18 protein-coding genes are annotated in these 22480 nt (G+C 68.3%); 13 read left to right on the forward strand and 5 right to left on the reverse strand.

The window, feature by feature from the left end; genetic code table 11:
* The first annotated feature begins 39 nt into the window (after nt 1-39).
* From ACTJI6_RS00300 to ACTJI6_RS00310, 3 genes are read left to right on the forward strand one after another with little or no spacing between them, the layout of a single operon-like run.
* Nucleotides 40-1269: an ABC transporter substrate-binding protein gene (locus ACTJI6_RS00300; protein WP_440796813.1), complete on the forward strand. Its 1230-nt coding sequence runs from the start codon at nt 40-42 to the stop codon at nt 1267-1269.
* Between the two features lie 4 nt (nt 1270-1273).
* Complete coding sequence (locus tag ACTJI6_RS00305; RefSeq protein WP_126153517.1) at nt 1274-2062, forward strand: ABC transporter ATP-binding protein; 789 nt, start codon at nt 1274-1276, stop codon at nt 2060-2062.
* Between the two features lie 10 nt (nt 2063-2072).
* Complete coding sequence (locus ACTJI6_RS00310; RefSeq protein WP_440796815.1) at nt 2073-3248, forward strand: phenylacetate--CoA ligase family protein; 1176 nt, start codon at nt 2073-2075, stop codon at nt 3246-3248.
* Here the strand turns inward: ACTJI6_RS00310 and ACTJI6_RS00315 are convergent, their stop codons facing one another.
* From ACTJI6_RS00315 to ACTJI6_RS00325, 3 genes are all read right to left on the reverse strand, one after another.
* Nucleotides 3249-3920 carry a Crp/Fnr family transcriptional regulator gene (locus ACTJI6_RS00315; protein ID WP_440796817.1) on the reverse strand — a complete coding sequence of 224 codons (672 nt, stop codon included), beginning with the start codon at nt 3918-3920 and terminating at the stop codon, nt 3249-3251.
* 265 nt (nt 3921-4185) lie between these two features.
* Nucleotides 4186-5445, reverse strand: coding sequence for a glycerate kinase type-2 family protein (locus ACTJI6_RS00320; RefSeq protein WP_440796819.1), 1260 nt, complete (start codon nt 5443-5445; stop codon nt 4186-4188).
* On the reverse strand, nt 5442-6224 hold the full coding sequence (locus tag ACTJI6_RS00325; RefSeq protein ID WP_440796821.1) for an FCD domain-containing protein: 783 nt from the start codon (nt 6222-6224) through the stop codon (nt 5442-5444). Before ACTJI6_RS00325 ends, ACTJI6_RS00320 begins: the two co-directional genes overlap by 4 nt.
* A 102-nt stretch (nt 6225-6326) precedes the next feature.
* Here ACTJI6_RS00325 and ACTJI6_RS00330 point away from each other — a divergent pair, with 102 nt between their 5' ends.
* The 9 genes from ACTJI6_RS00330 to ACTJI6_RS00370 all read left to right on the forward strand — a co-directional run bounded on the left by ACTJI6_RS00330 (nt 6327) and on the right by ACTJI6_RS00370 (nt 18349).
* A complete protein-coding gene (locus tag ACTJI6_RS00330) occupies nt 6327-7763 on the forward strand; it encodes an FAD-linked oxidase C-terminal domain-containing protein (protein ID WP_440797318.1) in 1437 nt (478 codons plus the stop codon).
* Nucleotides 7760-8854 carry an FAD-binding protein gene (locus ACTJI6_RS00335; protein ID WP_440796823.1) on the forward strand — a complete coding sequence of 365 codons (1095 nt, stop codon included), beginning with the start codon at nt 7760-7762 and terminating at the stop codon, nt 8852-8854. Before ACTJI6_RS00330 ends, ACTJI6_RS00335 begins: the two co-directional genes overlap by 4 nt.
* Before the next feature lies 1 nt (nt 8855).
* Entirely contained in the window at nt 8856-10151 is a 1296-nt protein-coding gene (gene glcF / locus ACTJI6_RS00340; RefSeq protein WP_440796825.1) for a glycolate oxidase subunit GlcF, read from the forward strand.
* 121 nt (nt 10152-10272) lie between these two features.
* Nucleotides 10273-12363 carry a TonB-dependent siderophore receptor gene (locus ACTJI6_RS00345; protein WP_440796827.1) on the forward strand — a complete coding sequence of 697 codons (2091 nt, stop codon included), beginning with the start codon at nt 10273-10275 and terminating at the stop codon, nt 12361-12363.
* Nucleotides 12360-13268 carry an ABC transporter substrate-binding protein gene (locus ACTJI6_RS00350; RefSeq protein WP_440797320.1) on the forward strand — a complete coding sequence of 303 codons (909 nt, stop codon included), beginning with the start codon at nt 12360-12362 and terminating at the stop codon, nt 13266-13268. The genes ACTJI6_RS00345 and ACTJI6_RS00350 overlap by 4 nt, the downstream gene beginning before the upstream one ends.
* Nucleotides 13265-15229 carry a Fe(3+)-hydroxamate ABC transporter permease FhuB gene (gene fhuB / locus ACTJI6_RS00355; protein ID WP_440796829.1) on the forward strand — a complete coding sequence of 655 codons (1965 nt, stop codon included), beginning with the start codon at nt 13265-13267 and terminating at the stop codon, nt 15227-15229. The genes ACTJI6_RS00350 and fhuB overlap by 4 nt, the downstream gene beginning before the upstream one ends.
* Entirely contained in the window at nt 15226-15996 is a 771-nt protein-coding gene (locus ACTJI6_RS00360) for an ABC transporter ATP-binding protein (protein WP_440796831.1), read from the forward strand. The genes fhuB and ACTJI6_RS00360 overlap by 4 nt, the downstream gene beginning before the upstream one ends.
* Before the next feature lie 10 nt (nt 15997-16006).
* On the forward strand, nt 16007-17707 hold the full coding sequence (locus tag ACTJI6_RS00365; protein ID WP_440796833.1) for an ABC transporter ATP-binding protein: 1701 nt from the start codon (nt 16007-16009) through the stop codon (nt 17705-17707).
* A 150-nt stretch (nt 17708-17857) separates the two neighbouring features.
* The gene (locus tag ACTJI6_RS00370) at nt 17858-18349 is read left to right on the forward strand and encodes a hypothetical protein (RefSeq protein WP_440796835.1); all 492 of its coding nucleotides are present in this window, start codon (nt 17858-17860) and stop codon (nt 18347-18349) included.
* Nucleotides 18350-18382: 33 nt separating this feature from the next.
* On the opposite strand, the gene ACTJI6_RS00375 is transcribed toward ACTJI6_RS00370, so the two are convergent.
* Entirely contained in the window at nt 18383-19354 is a 972-nt protein-coding gene (locus ACTJI6_RS00375) for a siderophore-interacting protein (protein WP_440796837.1), read from the reverse strand.
* 78 nt (nt 19355-19432) lie between these two features.
* Between ACTJI6_RS00375 and ACTJI6_RS00380 the strand changes: the two genes are divergently transcribed.
* Entirely contained in the window at nt 19433-20326 is an 894-nt protein-coding gene (locus tag ACTJI6_RS00380) for a helix-turn-helix domain-containing protein (RefSeq protein ID WP_440796839.1), read from the forward strand.
* Between the two features lie 6 nt (nt 20327-20332).
* On the opposite strand, the gene ACTJI6_RS00385 is transcribed toward ACTJI6_RS00380, so the two are convergent.
* Entirely contained in the window at nt 20333-22453 is a 2121-nt protein-coding gene (locus ACTJI6_RS00385) for a TonB-dependent siderophore receptor (protein ID WP_440796841.1), read from the reverse strand.
* Between the last annotated feature and the right edge of the window lie 27 nt (nt 22454-22480).

Below are 22480 nucleotides of genomic sequence, written 5' to 3' on the forward strand. Positions count from 1 at the left end.
CCCTTGGGAGGGGGAACGCACAACATGGGAGGAAAACACATGACCTTTCTGCGCAAACTGGCGCTGACGACCGCCCTCGTGGCGGGGCTGTCCGCCCCCGTGGCGGCCGAGGATGTCAAGTTCGGCCTGCTTCAGGACTTCACGGCGGTCTATACCTTCGTGACCGGCCAATATAACCAGGGCCAGCAGGATTACCTGGCGCTGGCGAATGCCGAAGGCACCTTGGGCGAGGGCAACACGGTGACCGCCATCGTCCGCGATACCGGCAACCAGCCGCAGCGCGGGATCGAGGCCTATAACCGCGCCAAGGAGGAAGGCGCGATCCTGTTCGACTTCCTGTCCACGCCGGTTTCCGCCGCGATCCTGGACCAGGCGCAGGCCGACAAGAACGTGGTCATCACCCCCGCCCACGGGCGCGGCGACGCCTCGGACGGGACGGTCTTTCCCTATGTCTTCCCGATGATGGCGACCTATTGGGCGCAGGCCGCCGCCCTGATCGAGCATATGAAGAACACCGGCGGGCTTGAAGGCAAGAAGATCGCCATCGTCCATATCGACAGCCCCTTCGGCCGCGAACCCGGCCCGATCCTGGAGGCCCTGTCCGAACAGGAAGGTTTCGAATTCCAGGCCTTCCCCTATGCCAGCCCCGGCAACGAACAGTCCGCCGCCTGGTCCGAGGTGCGGCGCTACCGCCCCGATTACGTCCTGATCTGGGGCGCGGGCGGCGGTCAGGCCGTGTCGGTGCGCACCGCCATCCAGAACGGCATCGCGCCCGAACAGATCCATTCGGTGATCTGGCTGGCCGAAACCGACGCCGCCAATGTGGGTCCGCAGATGAAGGGCGTGAAGCGGTTCGAGGCCACGGCGGCAGGCACCGACCATCCGATCATCCAGCGGATCCAGGAAAAGGTCATCGACGCGGGCAAGGGCTCGGGCGAGGCCGCGAATGTCGGCAACAGCTATTACAACCTCGGCGTGGCGACCATGGCCGTCGCGGTCGAGGCCGCGCGCCTGGGCCTGGAAACCGGCCAGCCGCTGACCGGCGAGACGCTGAAGGCCGGGTTCGAAAAGATCGCGGGCTATGACGCCGAAGGCCTGATGCCGCCCGTCACCTATACCGCCGAGGACCACCAGGGCGGCGGCGCAGGCCGGGTCTCCGAATGGGACGGCGAGAAATGGGTGCCGGTCAGCGAATGGCATGCGGCCTATCCCGACCTGATCCGCCAGGTGATCGAGAAATCGGCCGCCGACTACAAGGCGGGGCACTGACGCCATGCCCGCGCTGATCCTGGAAAACGTCGAGGTCATCTATGACAAGGTGTTTCTTGCCATCAAGGGCGTCTCGCTGGAGGTGGGCGAGGGCGAGATGGTCGCCCTTCTGGGGTCGAACGGCGCGGGCAAGTCCACCACGCTGAAATCCGTCTCGGGGCTGCTTGGCCCCGAGCGCGGGTTGGTCACACGCGGCGAAATCCGCTTCGGCGACAGGTCCATCCTGAGCCTGGGCGCGCCGGAACGGGTGGCGGGGGGGCTGGTGCATGTGCTGGAAGGCCGCCGCATCTTCGGCCACCTGACGCCTGACGAAAACCTGGTCGCCGCCTATCGCGGCCGGTCCATCGCGCGGTTCAACGAGCTTCGCGATCAGGTCTATGCCTATTTCCCGCGCCTGAAGGAACGCATCAAGTCCAAGGCCGGGTACCTGTCGGGCGGCGAACAGCAGATGCTGGCCATCGGCCGGGCGCTGATGACGGAACCCAAGCTGATCATGCTGGACGAACCCTCGCTGGGCCTGTCGCCGCTGCTGGTGCAGGAAATCTTCGGCATCATCCAGGAAATCAACGCCCGCGAGGGGCTGTCGGTCCTGCTGGTCGAACAGAACGCGGCCGCCACGCTGGACATCGTCAGCCGCGCCTATCTGATCGAACAGGGCCAGGTCGTCATGTCGGGCGCGGCGGATGTGCTGAAATCGAACCCCGACGTGCAGGACTTCTATCTGGGCGGGGCGGAGCATACCGATTACCGCAACGTCAAACACTATCGCCGGCGCAAGCGCTGGCTGGCCTGAGGAAAGCCCCATGACTGGCGAAACCGACCGCGGCCCGCGCGCGGCTGAACAGCTTGCCCGCCTGAATGCGCAACTGGCGCGGATGCGCGAAACCCAGGCCCCCTGGGCGGACCTGCCCGCCGCGCCGCTGGCCAGCCTGGCCGACCTGGCTGCGCTGCCGGTGCTGCGCAAGTCGGACCTGATCCAGAGGCAGGCGGCGGATGCCCCCTTCGGCGGGCTGACCGGCGGGCCGGTCGCCGGGCTGCGGCGGATGTTCGTGTCGCCCGGCCCGATCTTCGACCCCGAGGGGCGCGGGGCCGACTGGTGGGGATCGGCCGCCGCCCTGACGGCGGCGGGCGTCCGGCCCGGCGACGTGATCCTGAACACCTTCTCCTATCACCTGACCCCTGCCGCCTTCATCTTTGAAGGGGGCGCCGAGGCCCTGGGCTGCCCGGTCATCCCCGCCGGTCCCGGCAACACCGCCGACCAGCTTGTGGCGATCCGCCAATACCGCCCGCGAGTCTATGTCGGCGTGCCGGATTTCCTGAAGATCATCCTCGACAAGGCCGACGAGGCGGGCGTGGACCGCACTTGCCTTGAAATCGGCATGGTCACGGGCGCGGCCCTGCCCGACAGCCTGCGGGCGGAACTGGCCGGGCGCGGCGTGGCGGTACGGCAATGCTATGGCACCGCCGACCTGGGCATCGTCGCCTACGAGGACGGCGGGCCGGGCATGGTGCTGAACGGCGGCGTGATCGTGGAAATCGTCCGCCCCGGCACCGGAGACCCCGTTCCCGACGGCGAGGTGGGCGAGATCGTCGTGACCCGGCTGGACGCCGATTATCCGCTGCTGCGCTTCGCCACCGGCGACATGTCGGCGATCATAACGGGCGCGACCGGCGCGCGCCGCATCAAGGGCTGGATGGGCCGCGCCGACCAGGCCGCCAAGGTCAAGGGCATGTTCGTGCGCCCCGAACAGATCGCCGCCCTGGGCCGCGCCGTCCCCGGCTGCCACCGGCTGCGGCTGGAGATCAGCCGGGCGGGCGAACAGGACCGGATGCACCTGCTGGCCGAGCATGACGACAACGACGCCGCCGACAGGCTGGCAGCCAAGCTGGCGGAAATCACCCGGCTGAAAGGCACGGTCCAGGTGGTGGCGCCGGGCAGCCTGCCCAATGACGGCCGGGTCATCGCCGACCTGCGCTGATCATTCCGTCGCGGGCGCGCCGTCGGCCAGCCGGGCCGGGTCCAGCACCCGGACCGAGTTGCGGCCCAGCTCGATCACGCCCGCGTCGCGCAATTCGCCCAGCATCCGGTTCACCGTCTGGCGCGAACAGCCGATGACGACGCCCAGTTGCGACTGGCTGATCCGCACGGAATCGTCGGAATCGCTGGTCAACTGGCGCAGATACAGCCGGATCCGCTGCTCGGCGCTGTAGTAATGATCCGCCATGCGGTTGCGGTTCTCGCGCATCAGGCGGTCGTGCAGCAGCGTGCACAGGTTCGGGATCAGGATCTTCGGCGGGACATGGGCGTACAGCGCCTTGGTCGGGCAGAACAGCACGGTCGTATCGGTCAGGGTCTGGCAGCTGGCGGCGCAGGGCCTGCCCGACAGAGCCTCGACCTCGCCCACCATCTCTCCGGTGGTGGCGATATGGACGATCACCTGGTTGCCGGAACTGTCGACATAGCAGACCTCGACCCGGCCCGAGGCGATGAAATAGCTGCCCTGAGTCGGCTCGCCCTGGCGCAGAAAAGGGGTCGCGGGTTTCAGTGCGCGCACGGTGCAGGCCGACAGCAGCGCGCTTTTCTGTTCGCGCGTCAGCCCTGTCAGGATCGGAGCCTGCAACAGATGGGCGTAATCGTGCGGGTCAAGCATCGCGAACGGGTCCATAAGCGGTCGGGCAGGCCACCCGGCGACCCAAACATGATACCAATGAAACAGGAAAATGGCTATCCCGACCCAAAAAGGGTACCGCATCTTGCGATGCGACGGGATAGCCTAACTCGCACTCAACCCAGAATATGCAGCGCACCACGACTGCGCTCTTTGACTGATAGACCTTTTGCCGATGCCGAAGTGTCAACCAGCCGACATTCCCGTTAACAAATCTAAGTTTAACGAAAAAAAGCGGGGATGGCGGTCAGGCGATCAGGGTCGCCCTGAAGTCGTTGACATTCGTCAGGGTCGGGCCGGTGACGATCCCGGCCCCCAGCCCGGCGAAAAAGCGATGGGCGTCGTTGTCGTCCAAGGCTTGCCGGGCCTGTCCCGGCGGGACGCGCGACAGGGTGCCGGGGCCGATCACGGCGCCCGCGACCTCGGCCGCGCCGTCCACGCCGTCGGTGTCGCAGGCAAGCGCGTGAATGCCGGGCGCCCCGTCCAAGGCCATCGCCAGGGCCAGACAGTATTCGGCGTTCGGCCCACCGACCCCATCGCCGCGCCGCGTCACGGTCAGTTCGCCCCCCGACAGAATCACCAGGGGCGGATCGCCGGGCCTGCGCGCGGCCTGCCGGTCCAGGGCTAGGCGCGCATGATCGGCGGCGATGTCCCGCGCCTCGCCTTCCAGCGCATCGCCCAGGATCTCGACCGCGCAGCCCGCCGCGCGGGCCAGATCGGCGGCGGCCTGCAACGATTGCGCGGGGGCGGCGATGACCCGGTTTTCCACCCGCGACAGGCGCGGATCGCCAGGGGGGACGACGCCGCTGGCCCCCTGCAAGGCGCGGCTTATACTGGCCGGGACCGCGATCCCCCAGCGGTCCAGCACCGCCCGCGCGTCCGTGGGGGTGGAGAGGTCGCCCACCGTCGGACCCGATCCGATGAAGGCCGGATCGTCGCCCGGCACGTCGGAAATCATCAGCGCCAGCATCCGCGCCGGAAAGGCCGCCGCCGCCAGTTGCCCGCCCTTGACGCGCGACAGATGCTTGCGCACCAAGTTCATCTGCCCGATCGGCGCGCCCGAGGCCAGCAGCGCCGCATTCACCGCCTGCTTTTCAGCCAGCGTCACCCCCTGGACCGGCGCGCACAGCAAGGCCGAGGCCCCGCCCGAGATCAGCGCCAGCACGAAATCCCCCCGGTCCAGCCATTCCAGCAGCGACAGCATCCGCAGCGTCGCCTCCGCCCCCGCCGCGTCGGGCACCGGATGGGCGGCCTCGACGATCTGAATCCCCTGGCAGGGGCGGGCATAGCCATAGCGGGTGATGACCAGCCCCTCGCACGGGCCCCAGGCGGACTCGACCGTCTCGGCCATGCGGGCGCTGGCCTTGCCCGCGCCGATCACCACGACCCGGCCCGCAGGGCGCGGCGGCAGATGCGCGGCCAGCGACCGCATGGGATCGGCAACCTCCACCGCGCGGTCGAACAGGCGGCGCAGGAAGGCGGCGGGATCGGTGCGGGGATCGGTCATGCCTGCCCTCGCTGGCCCAGGCCCCCGGCCGACTGGCGGCGGCGGGCGGTTTCCAGCTGCGCCTGCGCATTGGCCAGGTCGCGGGCGGCTTGGCGGACATAGGCCAGATGCGCATGGGCGGCGGCGCGGGCGGTGTCCGGATCGCGCGCCAGGATCGCGGCGCCGATGGCGCGGTGCTGGTCGCGCAGCCTGTCGCGGATCTGCGGCAGGGTGAACATCCGCCCCCGGTTCCGCGCCACGTTGCTGCGCAGGCTGCCCGACAACGCCCGCATGATCTGCAACAGGACCAGGTTGTGGCTGGCCTCGTAGATCGCCTGGTGCAGGGCGGCGTCGGCATCAGCCTCGGCTACCGGGTCGGCGGCGGCATGGGCGGTGTCGATGGCGTCCAGGGCGGCGGCGATGCGGTCGCGGTCCAGGCTGGTGGCGCGCGCGGCGGCCAGACCGGCGGCATGGCTTTCCACCACATCGCGGAAATCCAGGTAATCGTCCTCGACCTCGGGGTGGTCGGCCAGCAGCGTCAGCAGCGGATCGGTGATCGCCCCCCGGCCCAGGGCCGCGACACGCAGCCCCCGGCCCTTTTCGCCCACCAGAAGACCGCGATCCTGCAACAGCTTCAGCCCGTCGCGCAGCGTCGGGCGCGAGACGTTCAGCCGCGTCGCAAGATCCCGTTCCGGCAGCAGGCCGTCGTCGGGCGCCAGCGACCCTTCCAGGATCAGCGTCTCGATATGGCGGGCAACGGCCTCGGCGGCGCGTTCGGGGCGGATGGACAGATCGGTCATGGCGCGGATCCCTTGTCGTCGCCGCCATGTCATCGCAATTGACAGGCTTGGTCAAATCATTTTACCAACGATGCGGGGAACGAGAAAGGCACAGCCATGACCATCGCCATGCCGGCGCCCGATCCGCGCATCCTTGCGCGCGGGCCGCAGATCGCCGCCGCCCTGCGCGCGGTCCTGCCCGCCGACGCGGTGATCGACGACCCCCAGGAAACCCGCGCCTATGAATGCGATGCGCTGACCGCCTATCGCTGCCCGCCGCTGGCCGTGACCCTGCCCCGATCGACAGCAGAGGTGGCGGCGGTGATGCGCGTCTGCGCCGACCTGGGCGTGCCGGTGGTGCCGCGCGGGGCGGGAACCTCGCTGGCAGGCGGCGCGCTGCCGACCGCCGATTGCGTGATCCTGGGCACCATGCGCCTGCGCGAGGTGCTGGAAATCGACACCGCCAACCGTTTCATCCGCGTCCAGACCGGCGTCACCAACCTGTCGGTCAGCGCCGAACTGGAACCGCTGGGCTTCTTCTATGCGCCCGACCCGTCCTCGCAACTGGCCTGCACCATCGCGGGCAATATCGCGATGAACTCGGGCGGCGCGCATTGCCTGAAATACGGCGTCACCACCAACAACCTGCTGGGCGCGACCGTGGTGCTGACCACCGGCGAAATCGTCGAACTGGGCGGGCCGGAACCGGGCGCGGCGGGGTTGGACCTGCTGGGCATCCTCTGCGGATCGGAAGGCCAGCTTGGCGTCGTGACCGAGGCGACCCTGCGCATCCTGCCTCGTCCCGAAGGGGCGCGCCCGGTGCTGATCGGCTTCGATTCGCCCGAGGTCGCGGGCGAATGCGTGGCCAACATCATCCGCTCGGGCGTGCTGCCGGTCGCCATCGAATACATGGACGAACCCTGCCTGCGCGCCGTGGAAGCCTTCGCCAAGGCGGGCTATCCCGACTGCCCCGCGGTCCTGATCGTCGAGGTCGAGGGGGCGCCGGCGGAAATCGACGACCAGATCACGCGGATCCGCGCCATCGCCGACGCGCTGAACCCGGTCGAATTCCGCGAAAGCCGCAATGCCGACGAGGCCTTGGCGATCTGGAAGGGCCGCAAGTCGGCCTTCGGCGCGATGGGGCGCCTGGGCGATTACATCTGCCTGGACGGCACGGTGCCGGTGGGGCAGCTGCCCTATACGCTGCGCCGGATCGGCGAGCTGTCGCGCCAGCACGGGCTGGAGGTCGCGAATGTCTTCCACGCGGGCGACGGCAACATGCATCCGCTGATCCTGTTCGACGCCAACAAGCCCGGCGATCTGGCCCGCGCCGAGGCCTTCGGCGCCGACATCCTGCGCCTGTGCGTTCAGGTCGGCGGCTGCCTGACCGGCGAACATGGCGTGGGCGTGGAAAAGCGCGACCTGATGGGCGACCAGTATGCGCCCGAGGATCTGGCGATCCAGATGCAGGTCAAGGACGTGTTCGACCCCGGCTGGATGCTGAACCCCGCCAAGGTCTTTCCGCTGGACGCCAGCGCCGCGCATCGGGCCGCCCGATGACCGTGGCCCTGGATCTTGCTCCCGCGTCCGAGGCCGAGGTCGCGGAAATCATCGCCGACTGCCACGCTCGCCGCGCGCCCCTGCGCATCGTCGGGGGCGGCACGCGGGTGGAAAACCGCGCCCCCGGCGAGGCGCTGTCGCTGTCGCGCCTGTCCGGCGTCGTGGCCTATTCGCCGGGCGAGATGACGCTGATCGCCCGTCCCGGCACCCCCCTGCCTGAAATCAGGACGATGCTGGAGGCCGAGGGCCAGGCGCTGGCCTTCGAGCCGCCGGATCTGCGCGGCATCCTGGGCGGCAACAGCACCCCGACTCTGGGCGGCATGGTCGCCGCCAATGCCAGCGGCCCGCGCCGGGTGCTGGCGGGGGCCTGCCGCGACCACCTGCTGGGGGTGCGCTTCGTGGATGGCCGGGGCCGCCTGCTGAAAAACGGCGGGCGGGTGATGAAGAACGTCACCGGGCTGGATCTGTCCAAGCTGCTGGCCGGGTCGCACGGCACCCTGGCGGTGCTGACCGAGGTCGTCCTGAAGACCCTGCCGCTGCTTCCCGCCCGCGCCACGCTGGCTTTTTCCGGCGTGACCCAGGCCACGGCCCTGCGCATCTTCACGGCGGCGCTGTCCACCCCCTTCGAGGTCTCGGGGGCGGTCCATGTCGGCGGCACGGCCTATCTGCGGATCGAGGGGTTGGAGCGTCAGCTTGCCTATCGCCGCGACCGGCTGCTGGCCCTGCTGGCCGAACACCGCCCCGACGTGCTGGACGACGCCCCCTGGGACGCGATCCGCGACGTGGCGCATTTCGCGGGCGGCGGGCCTTTGTGGCGGATCCTGTGCAAGCCGACCGATGCGCCGGAGATCTGCGCGGGCCTGCGGACGATAGGAGGGGATTCTTCGCTGGACTGGGGCGGCGGGCTGATCTGGTATCGCGGTCCCGGAAATCCGCGAGCCTTGGCCCCCCATGCCACGCTGATCCGCCGCGACACGGCCACCGGCCCGGCCTTTCCTCCCCAGAGCGGCGCCGTGGCGCGGTTGCAGGACGGGCTGCGGCGGGCCTTCGACCCGGCGGGCATCCTCAATCCCGGCCTGATGGAAGCCTGACATGCAGACGAATTTCACCGCCCGGCAGCTTGCCGATCCCCTGACCGCGCGCAGCAACGAGATCCTGCGCACCTGCGTCCATTGCGGCTTCTGCACCGCGACCTGCCCCACCTACAAGGTTCTGGGCGATGAATTGGACAGCCCGCGCGGGCGCATCTATCTGATCAAGGACATGCTGGAAAACGCCCGGCGGCCGGATGCGAAAACGGTCCAGCATATCGACCGCTGCCTGTCCTGCCTGTCCTGCATGACCACCTGCCCCTCGGGTGTCCACTACATGCACCTGGTCGATCACGCCCGCGAATATATCGAGGCGAACTATCGCCGCCCCCTGTCCGACCGCCTGCTGCGCTGGCTGCTGGCGAAGATCCTGCCCTATCCGGGCCGCTTCCGGCTGGCGCTGCGGGGGGCGAAGCTGGGCCGCCCGTTCCGCCGCCTGATGCCCGACGCCCGGTTGCGCGCCATGCTGGACATGGCCCCGCGCGACATCCCGCCCCCCAGCCTCAACGACCGCCCGCAGGTTTTCGCCGCGCAAGGCCCGCGCCGCAAGCGGGTGGCGCTGCTGACGGGCTGCGCGCAGCGGGCGCTGAACACCGACATCAACGACGCCACCATCCGCCTGCTGCGCCGCCACGGCTGCGAGGTGGTGATCCCGCGCGGCATGGGCTGCTGCGGCGCCCTGACCCATCACATGGGCCGCACCGGCGACAGCCACGCCTTCGCCGCAGCCAACATCCGCGCGCTGGCGGCGGAAATCGACGGCGCGGGGTTGGACGCCCTGGTCATCAACACCTCGGGCTGCGGCACCACGGTCAAGGATTACGGCCACATGTTCGCGGGCGACCCGCTGGAGACGGATGCCACGCGCGTGGCGGGTCTTGCGAAGGACATCACCGAAGTCATGGCCGACCTGGGCCTGTCGGACGCCACCCATGCCCCGCCGCTGCGCGTCGGCTATCATGCCGCCTGTTCGCTGCAACACGGCCAGCAGATCAAGGCCACGCCCAAGGAACTGCTGGCCGATGCGGGTTTCACCGTGCTGGAACCCAGGGACAGCCACATCTGCTGCGGCTCGGCCGGCACCTACAACCTGATGCAGCCCGCGATCAGCGCGGATCTGAAATCCCGCAAGGTTGCCACGCTGGAGGCGACGCAGCCGCAGGTCATCAGCGCGGGCAATATCGGCTGCATGATGCAGATCGGGTCGGGCACCGCCGTGCCAGTCGTCCATACCGCCGAATTGCTGGACTGGGCCACCGGCGGGCCGAAACCCCGGACACTGCGCGAGATCGCGTGACGTGAAAATGTCACAGCAAAGGTTAATAACGCAGAGTTTCTGTCGGGTTTGATTTGACGGGCTGTCGCTGATGGCGCAAACGGTGGGGAAAAACGTAACCCCTCTTCCCGGCAGGCCCCTCATGACCCCGCGTTCCCTGATCCTCGCCAGCGTCAGCGCCCTTGCGTTGGCTCATCCGGCCCTGGCGCAAGATGCGTCCACCACGGCCGCCGACGACTCGGTCTTCGTCCTGGGCGACATCACCCTGACGGTCGATGACGTGTCGGGCTACGTCGCCAACGGCGCGCAGACCACGAAAAGCGCAACACCGCTTGCCGAGTTGCAACAATCGGTTTCGGTCGTCACCAATCAGCAGATCCGGGATCAGGGTGCCGAGAATCTTGGCGAGGCCCTGGGCTATACCGCCGGTTTTCTGGCCGAGCCTTACGGCCATGACCCCCGTTTCGACGAGCCGATCATCCGTGGCTTCAGCGCCCGAGCGTCGCAATATGTCAACGGTCTGCGCCAAGGGCGCTTTTTCGGCGCCGTCAGCCAGGAAATCTATGGCCTTCAGCAGATCGAGGTTCTGCGCGGCCCGTCGTCGTCGCTCTATGGCGCAGGCTCGCCAATGGGCATCATCAACATGGTGCAGAAGCGCGCCCAGTCCGGCAATTTCGGAGAAGTGGGGCTTGGCTATGACAGCAATGAAAGCTCGAAAATCTTTTTCGACGTGAACCGGTCGGCAGACGATACCCTTTCCTTCCGACTCACCGGGATCGGTCGCGACGAAAGCACCCAGATCGAGGATCTGACGAACAAGGGCGGCTATCTTGCGGCTGCGGTGCGCTGGACCCCGGATGAGGCGACGACAATCGACTTCCTGGCGAATTATACCAAGGACGCGCCGATTTCGCCCGCAGGCGTTGCGCCCACGGTGGCCCTGACCGGGGACGGCAAGTATCTTCGCGATCTTTACACCGGTCAGAAGGACTGGGACGACAGCGACCGGACGATGTACAGCATCGGCGTCGAGGTCAGCCACGAGATGGAGAATGGCTGGACCCTCAGCCAGGGATTGCGTTACGAAAAGTTCGATTGGGATTATCGCGGCACCTACCCCGACGACAGCGACACCGACACCATCATGGGTCGCGGTTCCAGCCGCCAGCGCGAAAACAGCGAGACGATCAGCGTCGATACCCGCCTGTCGGGCGAGGTGGTCACCGGTTCGGTGACTCACCAGTTGCTGTTCGGTGCCGACATTCGCCGCTACGAGGCCGATCAGCGCAGTGAATGGCTGAATGCCGATCCGCTGGATCTGAACAATCCGGACTATTATGCCGATCCCGTCCGCACACCCTGGTATGTCTCGGAAGGCCCCACGCTTTACCGTCAGGCCGGTCTCTATGCCCAGGACGAGCTGATCTATGGCAACTGGCGCGGCACCCTTGGCCTGCGCTATGACTGGGTCGAGCAGACCGGCGCCTACAGCGACGACACCGTTTACAAGGATAACGAAGTCACGGGCCGCGCGGGGGTCTCTTATCTGTTCGACAATGGCATGATGCCCTATGCCAGCTACTCGACCTCCTTCGATCCGGTCACCAGCACCCAGAACGACGGCACCCCGCTGAAACCTACCGAAGGCAAGCAGTGGGAAGCCGGCGTCAAGTATCAACCGCAAAACTTCAACGGCATCATCACCGCCGCGATCTATGACCTGGAAAACCAGAACGTGACCTATCGCGATGCGGCCGACAACAGATGGTATCAGGTTGGTAAGGTAAAGTCGCGCGGCCTGGAACTGGAGGCAACCGCCGAGATCGCGGATGGCTGGGACGTACGCGCAAGCTATGCCTATAACAGCACCGAGCAGAGCGATCCGCGCGACGCCGTAAACGATGGGAAGGAAATGCCCAACGCCCCCCGTCATCTTGCCAGCCTCTGGCTGGATCGTGACTTCGGGAACGGCTTCCGGATCGGTGGCGGCATCCGCTACATCGGATCGCGCTATTACAGCCAATCGAACCAGCCTGCGGCTGCCGGCCTGCCCGCCAAGCTTGATGACGTGACGCTGGTCGATCTGGGCGCCAGCTACAGCCGAGACAATTACGAGGCCAAGCTGAACATCTCGAACCTCACAGACGAGGTCTACCTGGGAACCTGCGGCTTCTCCTATTGTGCCTACGGCGAAGGCCGCACCGTCACGGCAGAGGTCGCCTACAAGTGGTGACCAGCGGGGGCGCCCTGCCCTCGCGCCGTGCGATCCTGACCGCCGCCGGGGCCTTCCTGGCGGCGGGCCTGCCTTTGCGGGCCGCCCCGCCCGCATCATTTGCACCCCGGCTGGCTGCCATCGACTGGGCGATGCTGGAAACCGCAGCGGCCATCGGTCACATGCCCGTCGCCGCCGCCGAACTGGTGCGGTTCCGCGCAGACGTGATCGAACCCGCGATCCCGCCGGATGTCACCGACCTGGGCCTGCGCGGTGCCCCGAATTTCGAACTGCTGCAACTGACCCGACCGGACCTGATCCTGTCCTCGCCCTTTTACACCCGCTACGAGGACCGGCTGCGATCCATCGCCCCGGTCCTGTCGCTGCCCTTCTTCACGCCGGGCGAGCCGCCCTTGCCCAAGGCGCTTGCCGCGCTGACGGCGCTGGCCGATGCCATCGGCGATCCGGCGGCGGGCGCGCGGGCCTTGGCCGCGACCGATGCCGCGCTGGACGGGCTGGCCGGGCGGCTGGCGCCGTTCCGCGACCGGCCCGTGGCGCTGATCAATATCGGCGACGGCCGGCACATGCGGGTTTTCGGTTTCGACAGCCTGTTCGGCAGCACGTTGGAGCGGCTGGGCCTGCGGAACGCCTGGACGGACGGCACGGCCTTCAGCTTCATGGCGCCCATCCCCATCGAGCGGCTGGCCCGGATGCCCGAGGCCCGGCTGGTCAATATCGGCGCCCTGCCCGCCGCCGCCGGACGCGCCCTGTCGCGCAGCGTCCTGTGGCGCGCCCTGCCCCCGGTCGCGCAGGGGCGGACCTATCTGCTGGCCGACACCAACGCCTTCGGCGCGGTCCCCGCCGCGCTGCGCTTCGCCACCCTGCTGGCCCAGGCCTTCGAGGCCGGGCCGGGGGCCATCGCATGACCGCGCGGCTGATCCCCGTCGCCGGGCTGGCCGCCGCCCTGTGGCTGGCGGCGGCGCTGCACCTGCTGCCCTTCGCGGACTGGCCTTCCTGGCCTCTGGATCCGGCGCGGATGGACATTCCGCAGATCCTGCTGGGCTTCGGGCTGATGCCGCGCGGGGTGATCGCGCTGTTGGCGGGCGCCGTGCTGGGCCTGTCGGGCGCGATCCTGCAAGTCGTGCTGAGGAACCCGGTCGCCGATCCGACCACGCTGGGGATTTCCGCCGGCGCGCAGCTTGCGCTGGTGATGGCGACCATGCTGGCGCCGGACCTGCTGGATCAGGGCCGCTGGCCTGTGGCGCTGGCGGGCGCGGGGCTGGCCGCCGGGCTGGTGCTGGCCATCGGCGCGCGGCGGGGATTCGCGCCGGTGACGATGGTGATCGCCGGGATGCTGGTCGGGATGACCGCCAGCGCCGTGGCGACCGCGATGACGCTGGCGCAGGGGCAGTACCTGCTGTCTCTGGTGATCTGGAACGGCGGGTCTCTGGTCCAGCAGGACTGGTCGGGGGTGCGGGCGCTGGCGGCGGTGCTGGTCTTCGGGGCCATCGCAACCGCCGCTCTGGCGCGCCCCCTGCGCGTGCTGTCGCTGGGGGTCGAGGGGGCGTCCGGCCTGGGCCTGAACGTGACCCTGGTGCGGCTGCTGGCGGTGGGCGTGGCGGTGGTCCTGGCCGGTGCCGTGTCCGCCGAACTGGGGCTGATCGCCTTCGTGGGTCTGGCCGCGCCCGCCCTGGCGCGGAGCCTTGGGGCGGTGTCGATCCCGCGCCTGCTGGTCCTGTCGCCGGTGATCGGCGCGCTGATCCTGTCGGTCTGCGACGGGCTGGTGCTGCTGGTGGCGGGCCGTGTGGGCGAGACCTTTCCGACCGGCGCGCTGACCGGGCTGATCGGCGGGCCGCTGCTGATCTGGCTGCTGCCGCGTCTGCGCGGATCGACCCCGCCGGGAACGGAACGCGCCGAAGGCCCCGCGCCGCGCCGCGACAGCCCCCTGCCGCTGCTGGCCGGGCTGGCTGTTGCCCTGGTGATCGCCGCCCTGGTGCTGGTCTGGATCGGCCGGGTGCCCGGCGGCTGGGCGATCCTGGACGCCGACAGCTTCGCGGCCTTCCTGCCGATGCGCCTGCCGCGCCTGATCGCGGCGGCCTCCGCCGGGGCGGCCCTGGCGATCGCGGGCGCGATCCTGCAACGGCTGACCGCGAACCCCCTCGCCTCGCCCGAGGTGCTGGGCGTGTCGGGCGGCGCGGCGATGGGCTATGCGGGCGTGGTCTATCTGCTGGCCGCGCCCACGGCGGCGGCGCTGACGGCGGGGACGATGGCCGGGGGCGCGGTGGCGCTGGCGCTGATCGCCGCTTTCGTCAGCCGCCGCGACATGCCCGCCGAACGGGTGCTGCTGGCGGGGATCGCGGTGTCGGCGCTGGCATCCGCCGTGCTGGCGGCGGCGATGTCGGTGGGCGACACCCGGTCCTTTCAGATCCTGTCCTGGCTGTCGGGGTCGTCGTCGGCCGTGACCATGCCCGGCGCGCTGGCCCTGGCGGCGGTGGCGGGGGTGCTGTGGGCCGGGGCGCTGGCCGCGCGGCGCTGGCTGGCGGTGCTGCCGCTGGGCACCGGCATCGCGGGCGGGCTGGGCCTGCCGCTGCGCCGCGCGCGGCTGCTGCTGATCGCCTTGGCCGGGATGGCGACGGGGGCCGCCACGGTCCTGGTCGGGCCGCTGTCCTTCGTCGGCCTGATGGCCCCCCACATGGCCCGCCGCCTGGGCCTTGCCCGACCGGGCGATCACGTCACCGGCGCGGCGCTGATCGGCGCGGGGCTGATGCTGGCGGCCGATTTCGGGGCGCGCATGGCGGGCTTTCCCTATGAACTGCCGCTGGGCCTGTTCGCGTCGCTGATCGGCGCGCCCTGGCTGATCTGGCTGATGATGAGACCGCACCGATGAGCCTCTTTTCCATCGCCGGCCTGACCGTCGACGTGCCCGGCCGCCGCCTTCTGCACGGCCTGACGCTGGACCTGCCCCCCGGCCGGATGATCGCGCTGATCGGCCATAACGGGTCGGGCAAGTCCACGCTGCTGAAGGTGCTGGCCCGCCAGATCGCCCCCAGCGGCGGCGCCGTCGCCTTCGAGGGCCGCGCCCTGCCCGACTGGCGCGCCCGCGATTACGCCCGCCGTCTTGCCTTCCTGCCCCAGCATCCCCCGGCGGCCGAGGGGATGAGCGTGCGCGAACTGGTGGCGCTTGGCCGATACCCCTGGCACGGCGCGCTTGGCCGCTTCGGTCCCGGCGACCACCAGGCCGTCGCCCGCGCGATGGCCGAATGCGGCGTCACGGATTTTTCCGACCGGCTGGTCGATACCCTGTCGGGGGGCGAACGCCAGCGGGCCTGGCTGGCGATGATGGTCGCGCAACAGGCCGCGACCCTGCTTCTGGACGAGCCGATCAGCGCATTGGACATCGCCCATCAGGTCGAGGTTCTGGCGCTTGTCCGCCGCATGTGCCATGAGAGCGGCCGCAGCGCCGTGATCGTGCTCCACGAGGTCAACATGGCCGCCCGATTCTGCGACCACGTGGTCGCGCTGAAGGGCGGGCGCCTGGTCTTGCAGGGCGGCCCCGCCGACCTGATGCGGTCCGATGCGCTGGAACGGATCTATGGCCTGCCGATGCAGGTGCTGACACGCGCGGATGGCGGCCCGGTGGCCATCCCCGCCTGAGGGAAACCCGATGCTGCGCCAGTTCTTTTCCTATTACCGCCCCTTCATGGGACTGTTCTGGCTGGATTTCGGCTGCGCGGTGCTGTCGGGCCTGCTGGAACTGGCCTTTCCGCTGGCCGTCACCGCCTTCATCGACCACCTGCTGCCGCAGGGCAACTGGACGCTGACGGTCGCCGCCGCCGCGGGGCTGCTGGCGCTTTACGCGATCAATGCCGGGCTGCTGACGGTGGTGATCTATTGGGGCCACAAGCTGGGCATCAACATCGAGACGGAGATGCGCGCCCGCGCCTTCGACCATCTGACCCGGCTGTCCTGGCGGTGGTACGACCGCGCGCGGACCGGCAAGCTGGTCGCCCGCGTCACCCGCGACCTGGAGGAAATCGGCGAGGTCGCCCATCACGGCCCCGAGGACGCCTTCATCGCCATCATGACCTTTGTGGGGGCCTTCGCGCTGATGTTCTGGGTCAACCCGCAGCTTGCGGTGATCGTGGCGCTGATCGTGCCGGCGATGCTGGCGCTGGTGATCGTCTATGGCGGGCGCATGACGCAGACCTGGCGCGCCATCTATTCCCGCGTCGGCGATTTCAACGTCCGGCTGGAGGAAGCCCTGGGCGGCGTCCGCGTCGTGCAGGCCTTCGGCAACGAGGCGCACGAGACCCATCTGTTCGCCGCCGACAACGCCCGCTACCGCCAGGCCAAGCTGGATGCCTATCGCGTGATGGCGGCGTCAAGTGCGCTGCAATACATGGGCCTGCGGCTGGTCCAGGTGATCGTGATGGTGGTCGGCGCGGGCTTCGTGCTGTCGGGCGAGCTGACCACCGGCGGCTTCGTCGGCTTCCTGCTGCTGGTCGGCGTCTTCTATCGCCCGCTGGAAAAGATCGCCGCCGTGATCGAGACCTATCCGCGCGGCATCGCCGGTTTCCGCCGCTATCAGGAACTGCTGGCCACGGACCCCGAGATCGCCGACGCCCCCGATGCCGTCGAGGCCCCGGCCCTGCGCGGCGACATCCGCTTCGAAAACGTCAGCTTCGCCTATGACGAAGGCCGGACCATCCTGGACGGCATCGACCTGACCATTCGCGCGGGTGAAACGGTGGCCTTCGTCGGCCCGTCCGGGGCGGGCAAGACCACGCTCTTGGCGCTGCTGCCGCGATTTTACGAACCCACGCGGGGCCGGATCACCGTGGACGGGCTGGACTTGGCGCGAATGCGGCTGAACAGCCTGCGCCGCCAGATCGGGCTGGTCAGCCAGGACGTGTTCCTGTTCGGCGGAACGCTGCGGGAAAACATCGCCTATGGCCGCCTGGGCGCCAGCGACGATGACATCCGCCAGGCCGCCTCCCAGGCGCAGTTGACGCAGATGATCGACAACCTGCCCGACGGGCTGGACACGATGGTCGGCGAACGCGGCGTGATGCTGTCGGGCGGTCAGAAACAGCGCGTGGCCATCGCCCGCGCCTTCCTGAAGAACCCGCCGATCCTGATCCTGGACGAGGCGACAAGCGCGCTGGACAGCCAGACCGAACGCGAGATCCAGCAGGCGCTGGATGCGCTGGCGGCGGGGCGCACGACACTGGTCATCGCGCACCGGCTGGGCACCATCCGCAATGCCGACCGAATCGTGGTGATGGACCGCGGCCGCGTGGCCGAGATCGGCAGCCATGCCGATCTGATCGCGCGGGGCGGGATCTATGCGGGGCTGGCCGCCTGAAAGACAACCATTTCGTGCAATTGCATTTCAGGCCACGAAAAATCTTTAATTATTCGCCGATTAAGGCATAGTTAGGCGGAATCCCGCCGCGATGGCCGGTGGCATCATGCTGCTGGGCATCGCTGCAGGTGCATACCGTAGGAGATTTACATGAGATCAGCCTTGCAGGCCGTGGCCTTGGCCTTTGCAACGACGTTCACGCTGGTATCGGTCGCCGACGCCGCGACGGTCGCCAGCGTGGATGTCCCGTTGGGACATTTCGACGGCATCATCTATGAGATCCAGCAGGCGGGCCGCTATACGCTGGACTTTTCCGGCACGGGCAGCATCGAGGGCTTGCCCGACTATCTGGGATTTGCAGGCTATGTCCTGGCCGAGGTGACCGGCCTGGAAGAGCTGCTGGAACTGCTGGATGATGGCGTGACCTTCACCGCAATCAACGGACTGTCTTTCGACCTGGGCTTTTTCGAGGCAGGGACGGACTTTGCGGCGGGCATCGCGACGTTGGGGGGCGATGCCACCATGAGCCTGGTCCGCATCGACGACGAACCGGCCCCGGTGCCCCTGCCTGCCTCTCTGCCGCTGTTGGCGGCTGCGGTCGGCATCACCGGACTGGCGGCGCGGCGGCGGATCGGCGCCTGATCCGGTCGCGGGGGCGGTCAGGCCGTCCCCGCGTCAGCCCCAATAGGCGGCCGACAGGAAATCCTTGCGGTCGATGCCGCGCGCGATCAGGTGCTGGCGGGCCTCGCGGGCCTGCCCTGCCTCGGCCGCGAACCAGACATGGCTGCCTTTCCCCAGATCGGTCCTGGCCAGGGCAGCCAGCAGGTCGTCGCAGCGCGTGACGCGCGGATCGGCGGCCAGCGGCCCCAGATCGGGATAGGCCGCGCGGATATGGGCCGTGACCTCGCCCGGTGCCAGTTCCAGCATCCGCGCGATCGCGGGCAGCGCGGTTTCGTCGCCGAACAGGTGCAGCCGGGCGGCGTCCGGGCACCAGCCTCCGCCGGGACCGATGATGCCCACGGTCGATCCCTGCGGACCGGACAGCGCCCAGTCGCAGGTCGGGCTGCCCGCGTGGCGGAAGATGTCGAAATCCAGCCACTCGTGGCCATGGCCAGCGACCGTATAGACCGGACGGTGCAGCGCATCCGCCCCCGTGGGCCATTCCGTCCGCCCCGAGGCCCCGACCCTGGGCCAGACCGCTTCGCGACCGGCAGGGGGCAGAAGCAGACGGAAATGCAGGCTGCCGATGCCGAAGCGCCCGGCATCCGGCCCGCTCAATCGCACGCGGATGAATCCTGGCGACCGCTGCGTCACCGATTCCACGCGCATCAGCGACAGGCCCGGCGCAAGCGCGCCCGCATCGACGCGGTCCCACCTGACATCCAGCCCGGCCTCGGTGAACAGTTCGGTGGCGCTGTCCTGAAGGCTGCCGATCAGGCGCGCTTCCGGCGCCGTCAATTCGACGCGGACCTCGTCGCCGCCCGGCACCAGGCGCAATTCGCAGCCCCAGACGAACAGGCTCAGCCCGTCAGGGGTTTCCACCAGCGGCACCTCCCACGCGGCGGCGCGGGCCTTCAGGGCCGCCGCAGCCGCCCCGGATGCCATGGGGATGGTGCCGGAATTCCGGTGTGTGCGCAGATGCGACATGACGCGGGCCTTTCCATTTATGCGCTTTTCTTATACTGAACAAATTCAGTCAACAATATCGAAACCGCTGAACCCGCGATGAGCTACCTGCACAGGATGACCTGCCGGACCGATGGCATCCGGGCCGTGGCGCCGGTCCGCTGGCGCGGCCTGGACGGCGTGGCCAGCGTCTATTGGCAGGCCGAGGCGCAGGCAGGCGCCACGGGTTATTACCTGTCGCCCGATCCGCGCATCGTGTTCTTTCTGAACGACGTGTCGGACCACATCCTGATCTCGAACCGCGACGCGGGCATGGCCGCCCATGCCCGGCCGATGATGCGGGCGCTGTATGTCCCGGCGGGGATGCCGATCTGGTCCAGCTTCACCGGCGCGCATCATTTCGCGCATCTGGACCTGCATATCCACCGCGACCGGCTGCTGCGGTTCCTGTCGCCTTCGCTTGGCGCGTCGGACGCGCTGTCGGTCCTGCGCCGCCCGGTCGAGATCCAGGACGCCCCGGCGCTGTCCGTCCTGGCCGGTCTGCTGGTGGACGAGGTGTCGCAGCCCGCGCGCCATCCGGTCTTTGCCGAAAACCTGGTGGGCAGCATCGCGACCGGGCTTCTGGACATCCCGCCACAGGGCCAGGACAGCGCCTCGGGCGGGCTGACGCCTGCGCAGATGCGCAGGCTGACGGCCCGGCTGCACGCGCGCCAGGACCGGCGCATGACCGTGGCCGAGATGGCGGCGGCGGTCGGGCTGTCGGAAAGCTGGTTCGCAGCGGTCTTCAAGCAGACGACGGGCCAGACGCCCCTGCAATGGCAACTGGCCCAGCGGATCGCCCAGGCGCAGCGCCTGCTGACCGACCGCGCCCTGACCGTGGCCGATGTGGCCGCGCATCTGGGCTTTTCCGACCAGGCGCATCTGACGCGCGCCTTCCGGCAGGTCGCGGGGGAAACACCCGCCGCGTGGCGGCGGATGCGGATCGCGGAATAGCGCCCGTTACCAGGTGTGGCGCAGGGTCACGGCGACGGCCCGGCCGGGGTTATAGTAATCCGCCGTGCCGCTGCCGACGACATGCTGATCGTCCAGCAGGTTGCTGATGTTCACCGCCAGGTTGGTGTTTTCCTGCACCTGATAGTTGAAGGCGGCGTCCAGCGTGACCGACGATTCGGCCTTGCCAGTATCGTTCGAGATCGCGAAGAAATACGACCCTACATAGCGCGCGCCCAGGCCGAAGCGCATGTCGCCGCGGGTTTGATTGCCAGGCAGGGTATAGTTCAGCCACAACGACGCCATGTGGTTGGGGACGTTGCCGAATTCGTTTCCTTCCACGTCCACGCCCCGGATCGGCCCGGACCGCACGACGTCGGACTTCATATACGAATAGGACGCGATCACGTCGACATTGCCGCCCAGTTCGGCCTTGCCTTCCAGATCGAAGCCGCGCACCCGCTGTTCGCCAACCAGTTCGCGGGTGATGTTGCCGTCCGGCTGGACCACCGCCACGGTGACGTTGTTCTTGGTCAGGTCATAGACCGAGGCCGAGATCAGCGCGTTGGTCCCCAGCGGCTGATATTTCACGCCCAGTTCGTATTGCTCGCCCCGTTCCGGTTCGACGCCCACACCCGGAGGCGCGACAGATTCGACATAGCTGACATAGGTCGAGAGCTCGCTGTTGACCTTGTAGGTCAGCGCCCCCCGGATCGAGGTTTCCGAGAAATCGTCGCTGGTCTGCACGTCGTTCAGCGTTTCCTGGATGTCCAGCCAGTCATGGCGCAGGCCGACGGTCGCGATGAAGCGGTCGTCGAAGGACAGGTTCTGCTGCACGAACAGCGATTTGGTCTTGTAGTCGTTGTCGCGCAATTCATAGGGCGCGGCCAGGGTGCCGGGCGCGCCGGAATAGACCGGGTTCGCAATGTCGATGGGGGTGTAAAGCCCATAGAACGGCGCGCTGCTGGTCGAGGCGTCGCGGAATTCCAGTCCGGCGACGGTGCTGCTGTCGAAACGGTCGAAGCTGCGGTCGTATTGCAGGATGACGTTGCCGATCAGTTCCTCGGCGGTGTTGTCGCCCCCGAAATACCAGCGATCCACGACCGTGCCGACCCGCGCCGGGCTGTCCGACAGATACACATAGCCGAAATCGCTTTTCAGGTCGCTGTAGCGCAGGTTCGCGCGCAGGTTCAGGCCGTTGTCGAAGTCATGTTCCAGCAATCCGGTGATGCTGGCGCGCTCGACATTCTGATAGTTGAAATCCGGCTCTCCGAAGAAATCGCTGCGGTCGTATTCGCGGTCCAGCGGATAGCCGCCGCTGTTGGGGGTGTTTTCGCGCTTCAGGTAATCGGCGACCACGCTCAGCGTCGTGGCGGTGCCGGGCTGCCAGGACAGCCCGCCCATCAGGAAGCGACTGTCGTTCCGGGAATGATCGTAATCCCGTTCGCCGTCCTGGACCTTGGCGGTCAGCCGATAGGCCAGCGTCCCTTCGGCGTTCAGCACGTCGCCCGCATCGAAGCCGTATTCGGCGTTGCGCGGCGATCCGACCGAGCCATAGACCTCGCCGAACCGCTCGAATCGCGGCTGCTTGGTGACGAAGTTGATCGTGCCGCCCGGATCCGAGGTGCCGAACAGGGTCGAGTTTCCGCCCCGGATCACCTCGGTCCGTTCGAACGCATAGGGCTCCTCGCGGGCGCTGCGCATGGATCCCAGGGTCAGGCCGTCGCGATAGGTCGTCGCCTCGAACCCCCGGACCAGGAAATATTCGTTGCGGTCGTCCGTGCCGTAGTAATCGGTATGGATGCCCGAGGAATAGCTCAGCACCTCCTCCAGCGTTGTGGCCCTGCGGTCGCGGACTTCCTTTTCGGTGATGACCGACACCGATGCCGGGGTATCCAGAACGCTGGTCGCGACCTTGCCGCCCACCCACAGTTCGCGGGCCACGATGGAATTCGCGTCGTCGTCGAACTGTCCGTCCGCATTGATCAGGATCGGCGACAGGCGATAGGGGGACGCCTCGGTCCCGGTGCCCGCGTCCTGGGCAAGAGCCGGGGACGCGATCAGCGCGGTGCAGCCCAGAAGCAGGGCCGTCAGGGTGCGGCGGGCGCCGCATGAGATGTCATGTGCCATGGTTCGAAGTCCCGCATGGATGTTGTG

Source organism: Paracoccus sp. 22332, assembly GCF_052045125.1.
Classification (GTDB): Bacteria; Pseudomonadota; Alphaproteobacteria; order Rhodobacterales; family Rhodobacteraceae; genus Paracoccus; species Paracoccus haematequi_A.

What these genes read in the sequence shown, in the direction of transcription:
- ACTJI6_RS00360 (WP_440796831.1), top strand. Translation starts at nt 15,226, where the DNA reads ATGAGCCTCTTTTCCATCGCCGGCCTGACCGTCGACGTGCCCGGCCGC.
- ACTJI6_RS00325 (WP_440796821.1), bottom strand. Translation starts at nt 6,224, where the DNA reads ATGACCGATCTGTCCATCCGCCCCGAACGCGCCGCCGAGGCCGTTGCC.
- ACTJI6_RS00385 (WP_440796841.1), bottom strand. Translation starts at nt 22,453, where the DNA reads ATGGCACATGACATCTCATGCGGCGCCCGCCGCACCCTGACGGCCCTG.
- ACTJI6_RS00335 (WP_440796823.1), top strand. Translation starts at nt 7,760, where the DNA reads ATGACCGTGGCCCTGGATCTTGCTCCCGCGTCCGAGGCCGAGGTCGCG.
- ACTJI6_RS00365 (WP_440796833.1), top strand. Translation starts at nt 16,007, where the DNA reads ATGCTGCGCCAGTTCTTTTCCTATTACCGCCCCTTCATGGGACTGTTC.
- ACTJI6_RS00370 (WP_440796835.1), top strand. Translation starts at nt 17,858, where the DNA reads ATGAGATCAGCCTTGCAGGCCGTGGCCTTGGCCTTTGCAACGACGTTC.
- glcF (WP_440796825.1), top strand. Translation starts at nt 8,856, where the DNA reads ATGCAGACGAATTTCACCGCCCGGCAGCTTGCCGATCCCCTGACCGCG.
- ACTJI6_RS00300 (WP_440796813.1), top strand. Translation starts at nt 40, where the DNA reads ATGACCTTTCTGCGCAAACTGGCGCTGACGACCGCCCTCGTGGCGGGG.
- ACTJI6_RS00305 (WP_126153517.1), top strand. Translation starts at nt 1,274, where the DNA reads ATGCCCGCGCTGATCCTGGAAAACGTCGAGGTCATCTATGACAAGGTG.
- ACTJI6_RS00320 (WP_440796819.1), bottom strand. Translation starts at nt 5,445, where the DNA reads ATGACCGATCCCCGCACCGATCCCGCCGCCTTCCTGCGCCGCCTGTTC.
- fhuB (WP_440796829.1), top strand. Translation starts at nt 13,265, where the DNA reads ATGACCGCGCGGCTGATCCCCGTCGCCGGGCTGGCCGCCGCCCTGTGG.
- ACTJI6_RS00375 (WP_440796837.1), bottom strand. Translation starts at nt 19,354, where the DNA reads ATGTCGCATCTGCGCACACACCGGAATTCCGGCACCATCCCCATGGCA.
- ACTJI6_RS00345 (WP_440796827.1), top strand. Translation starts at nt 10,273, where the DNA reads ATGACCCCGCGTTCCCTGATCCTCGCCAGCGTCAGCGCCCTTGCGTTG.
- ACTJI6_RS00380 (WP_440796839.1), top strand. Translation starts at nt 19,433, where the DNA reads ATGAGCTACCTGCACAGGATGACCTGCCGGACCGATGGCATCCGGGCC.
- ACTJI6_RS00315 (WP_440796817.1), bottom strand. Translation starts at nt 3,920, where the DNA reads ATGCTTGACCCGCACGATTACGCCCATCTGTTGCAGGCTCCGATCCTG.
- ACTJI6_RS00310 (WP_440796815.1), top strand. Translation starts at nt 2,073, where the DNA reads ATGACTGGCGAAACCGACCGCGGCCCGCGCGCGGCTGAACAGCTTGCC.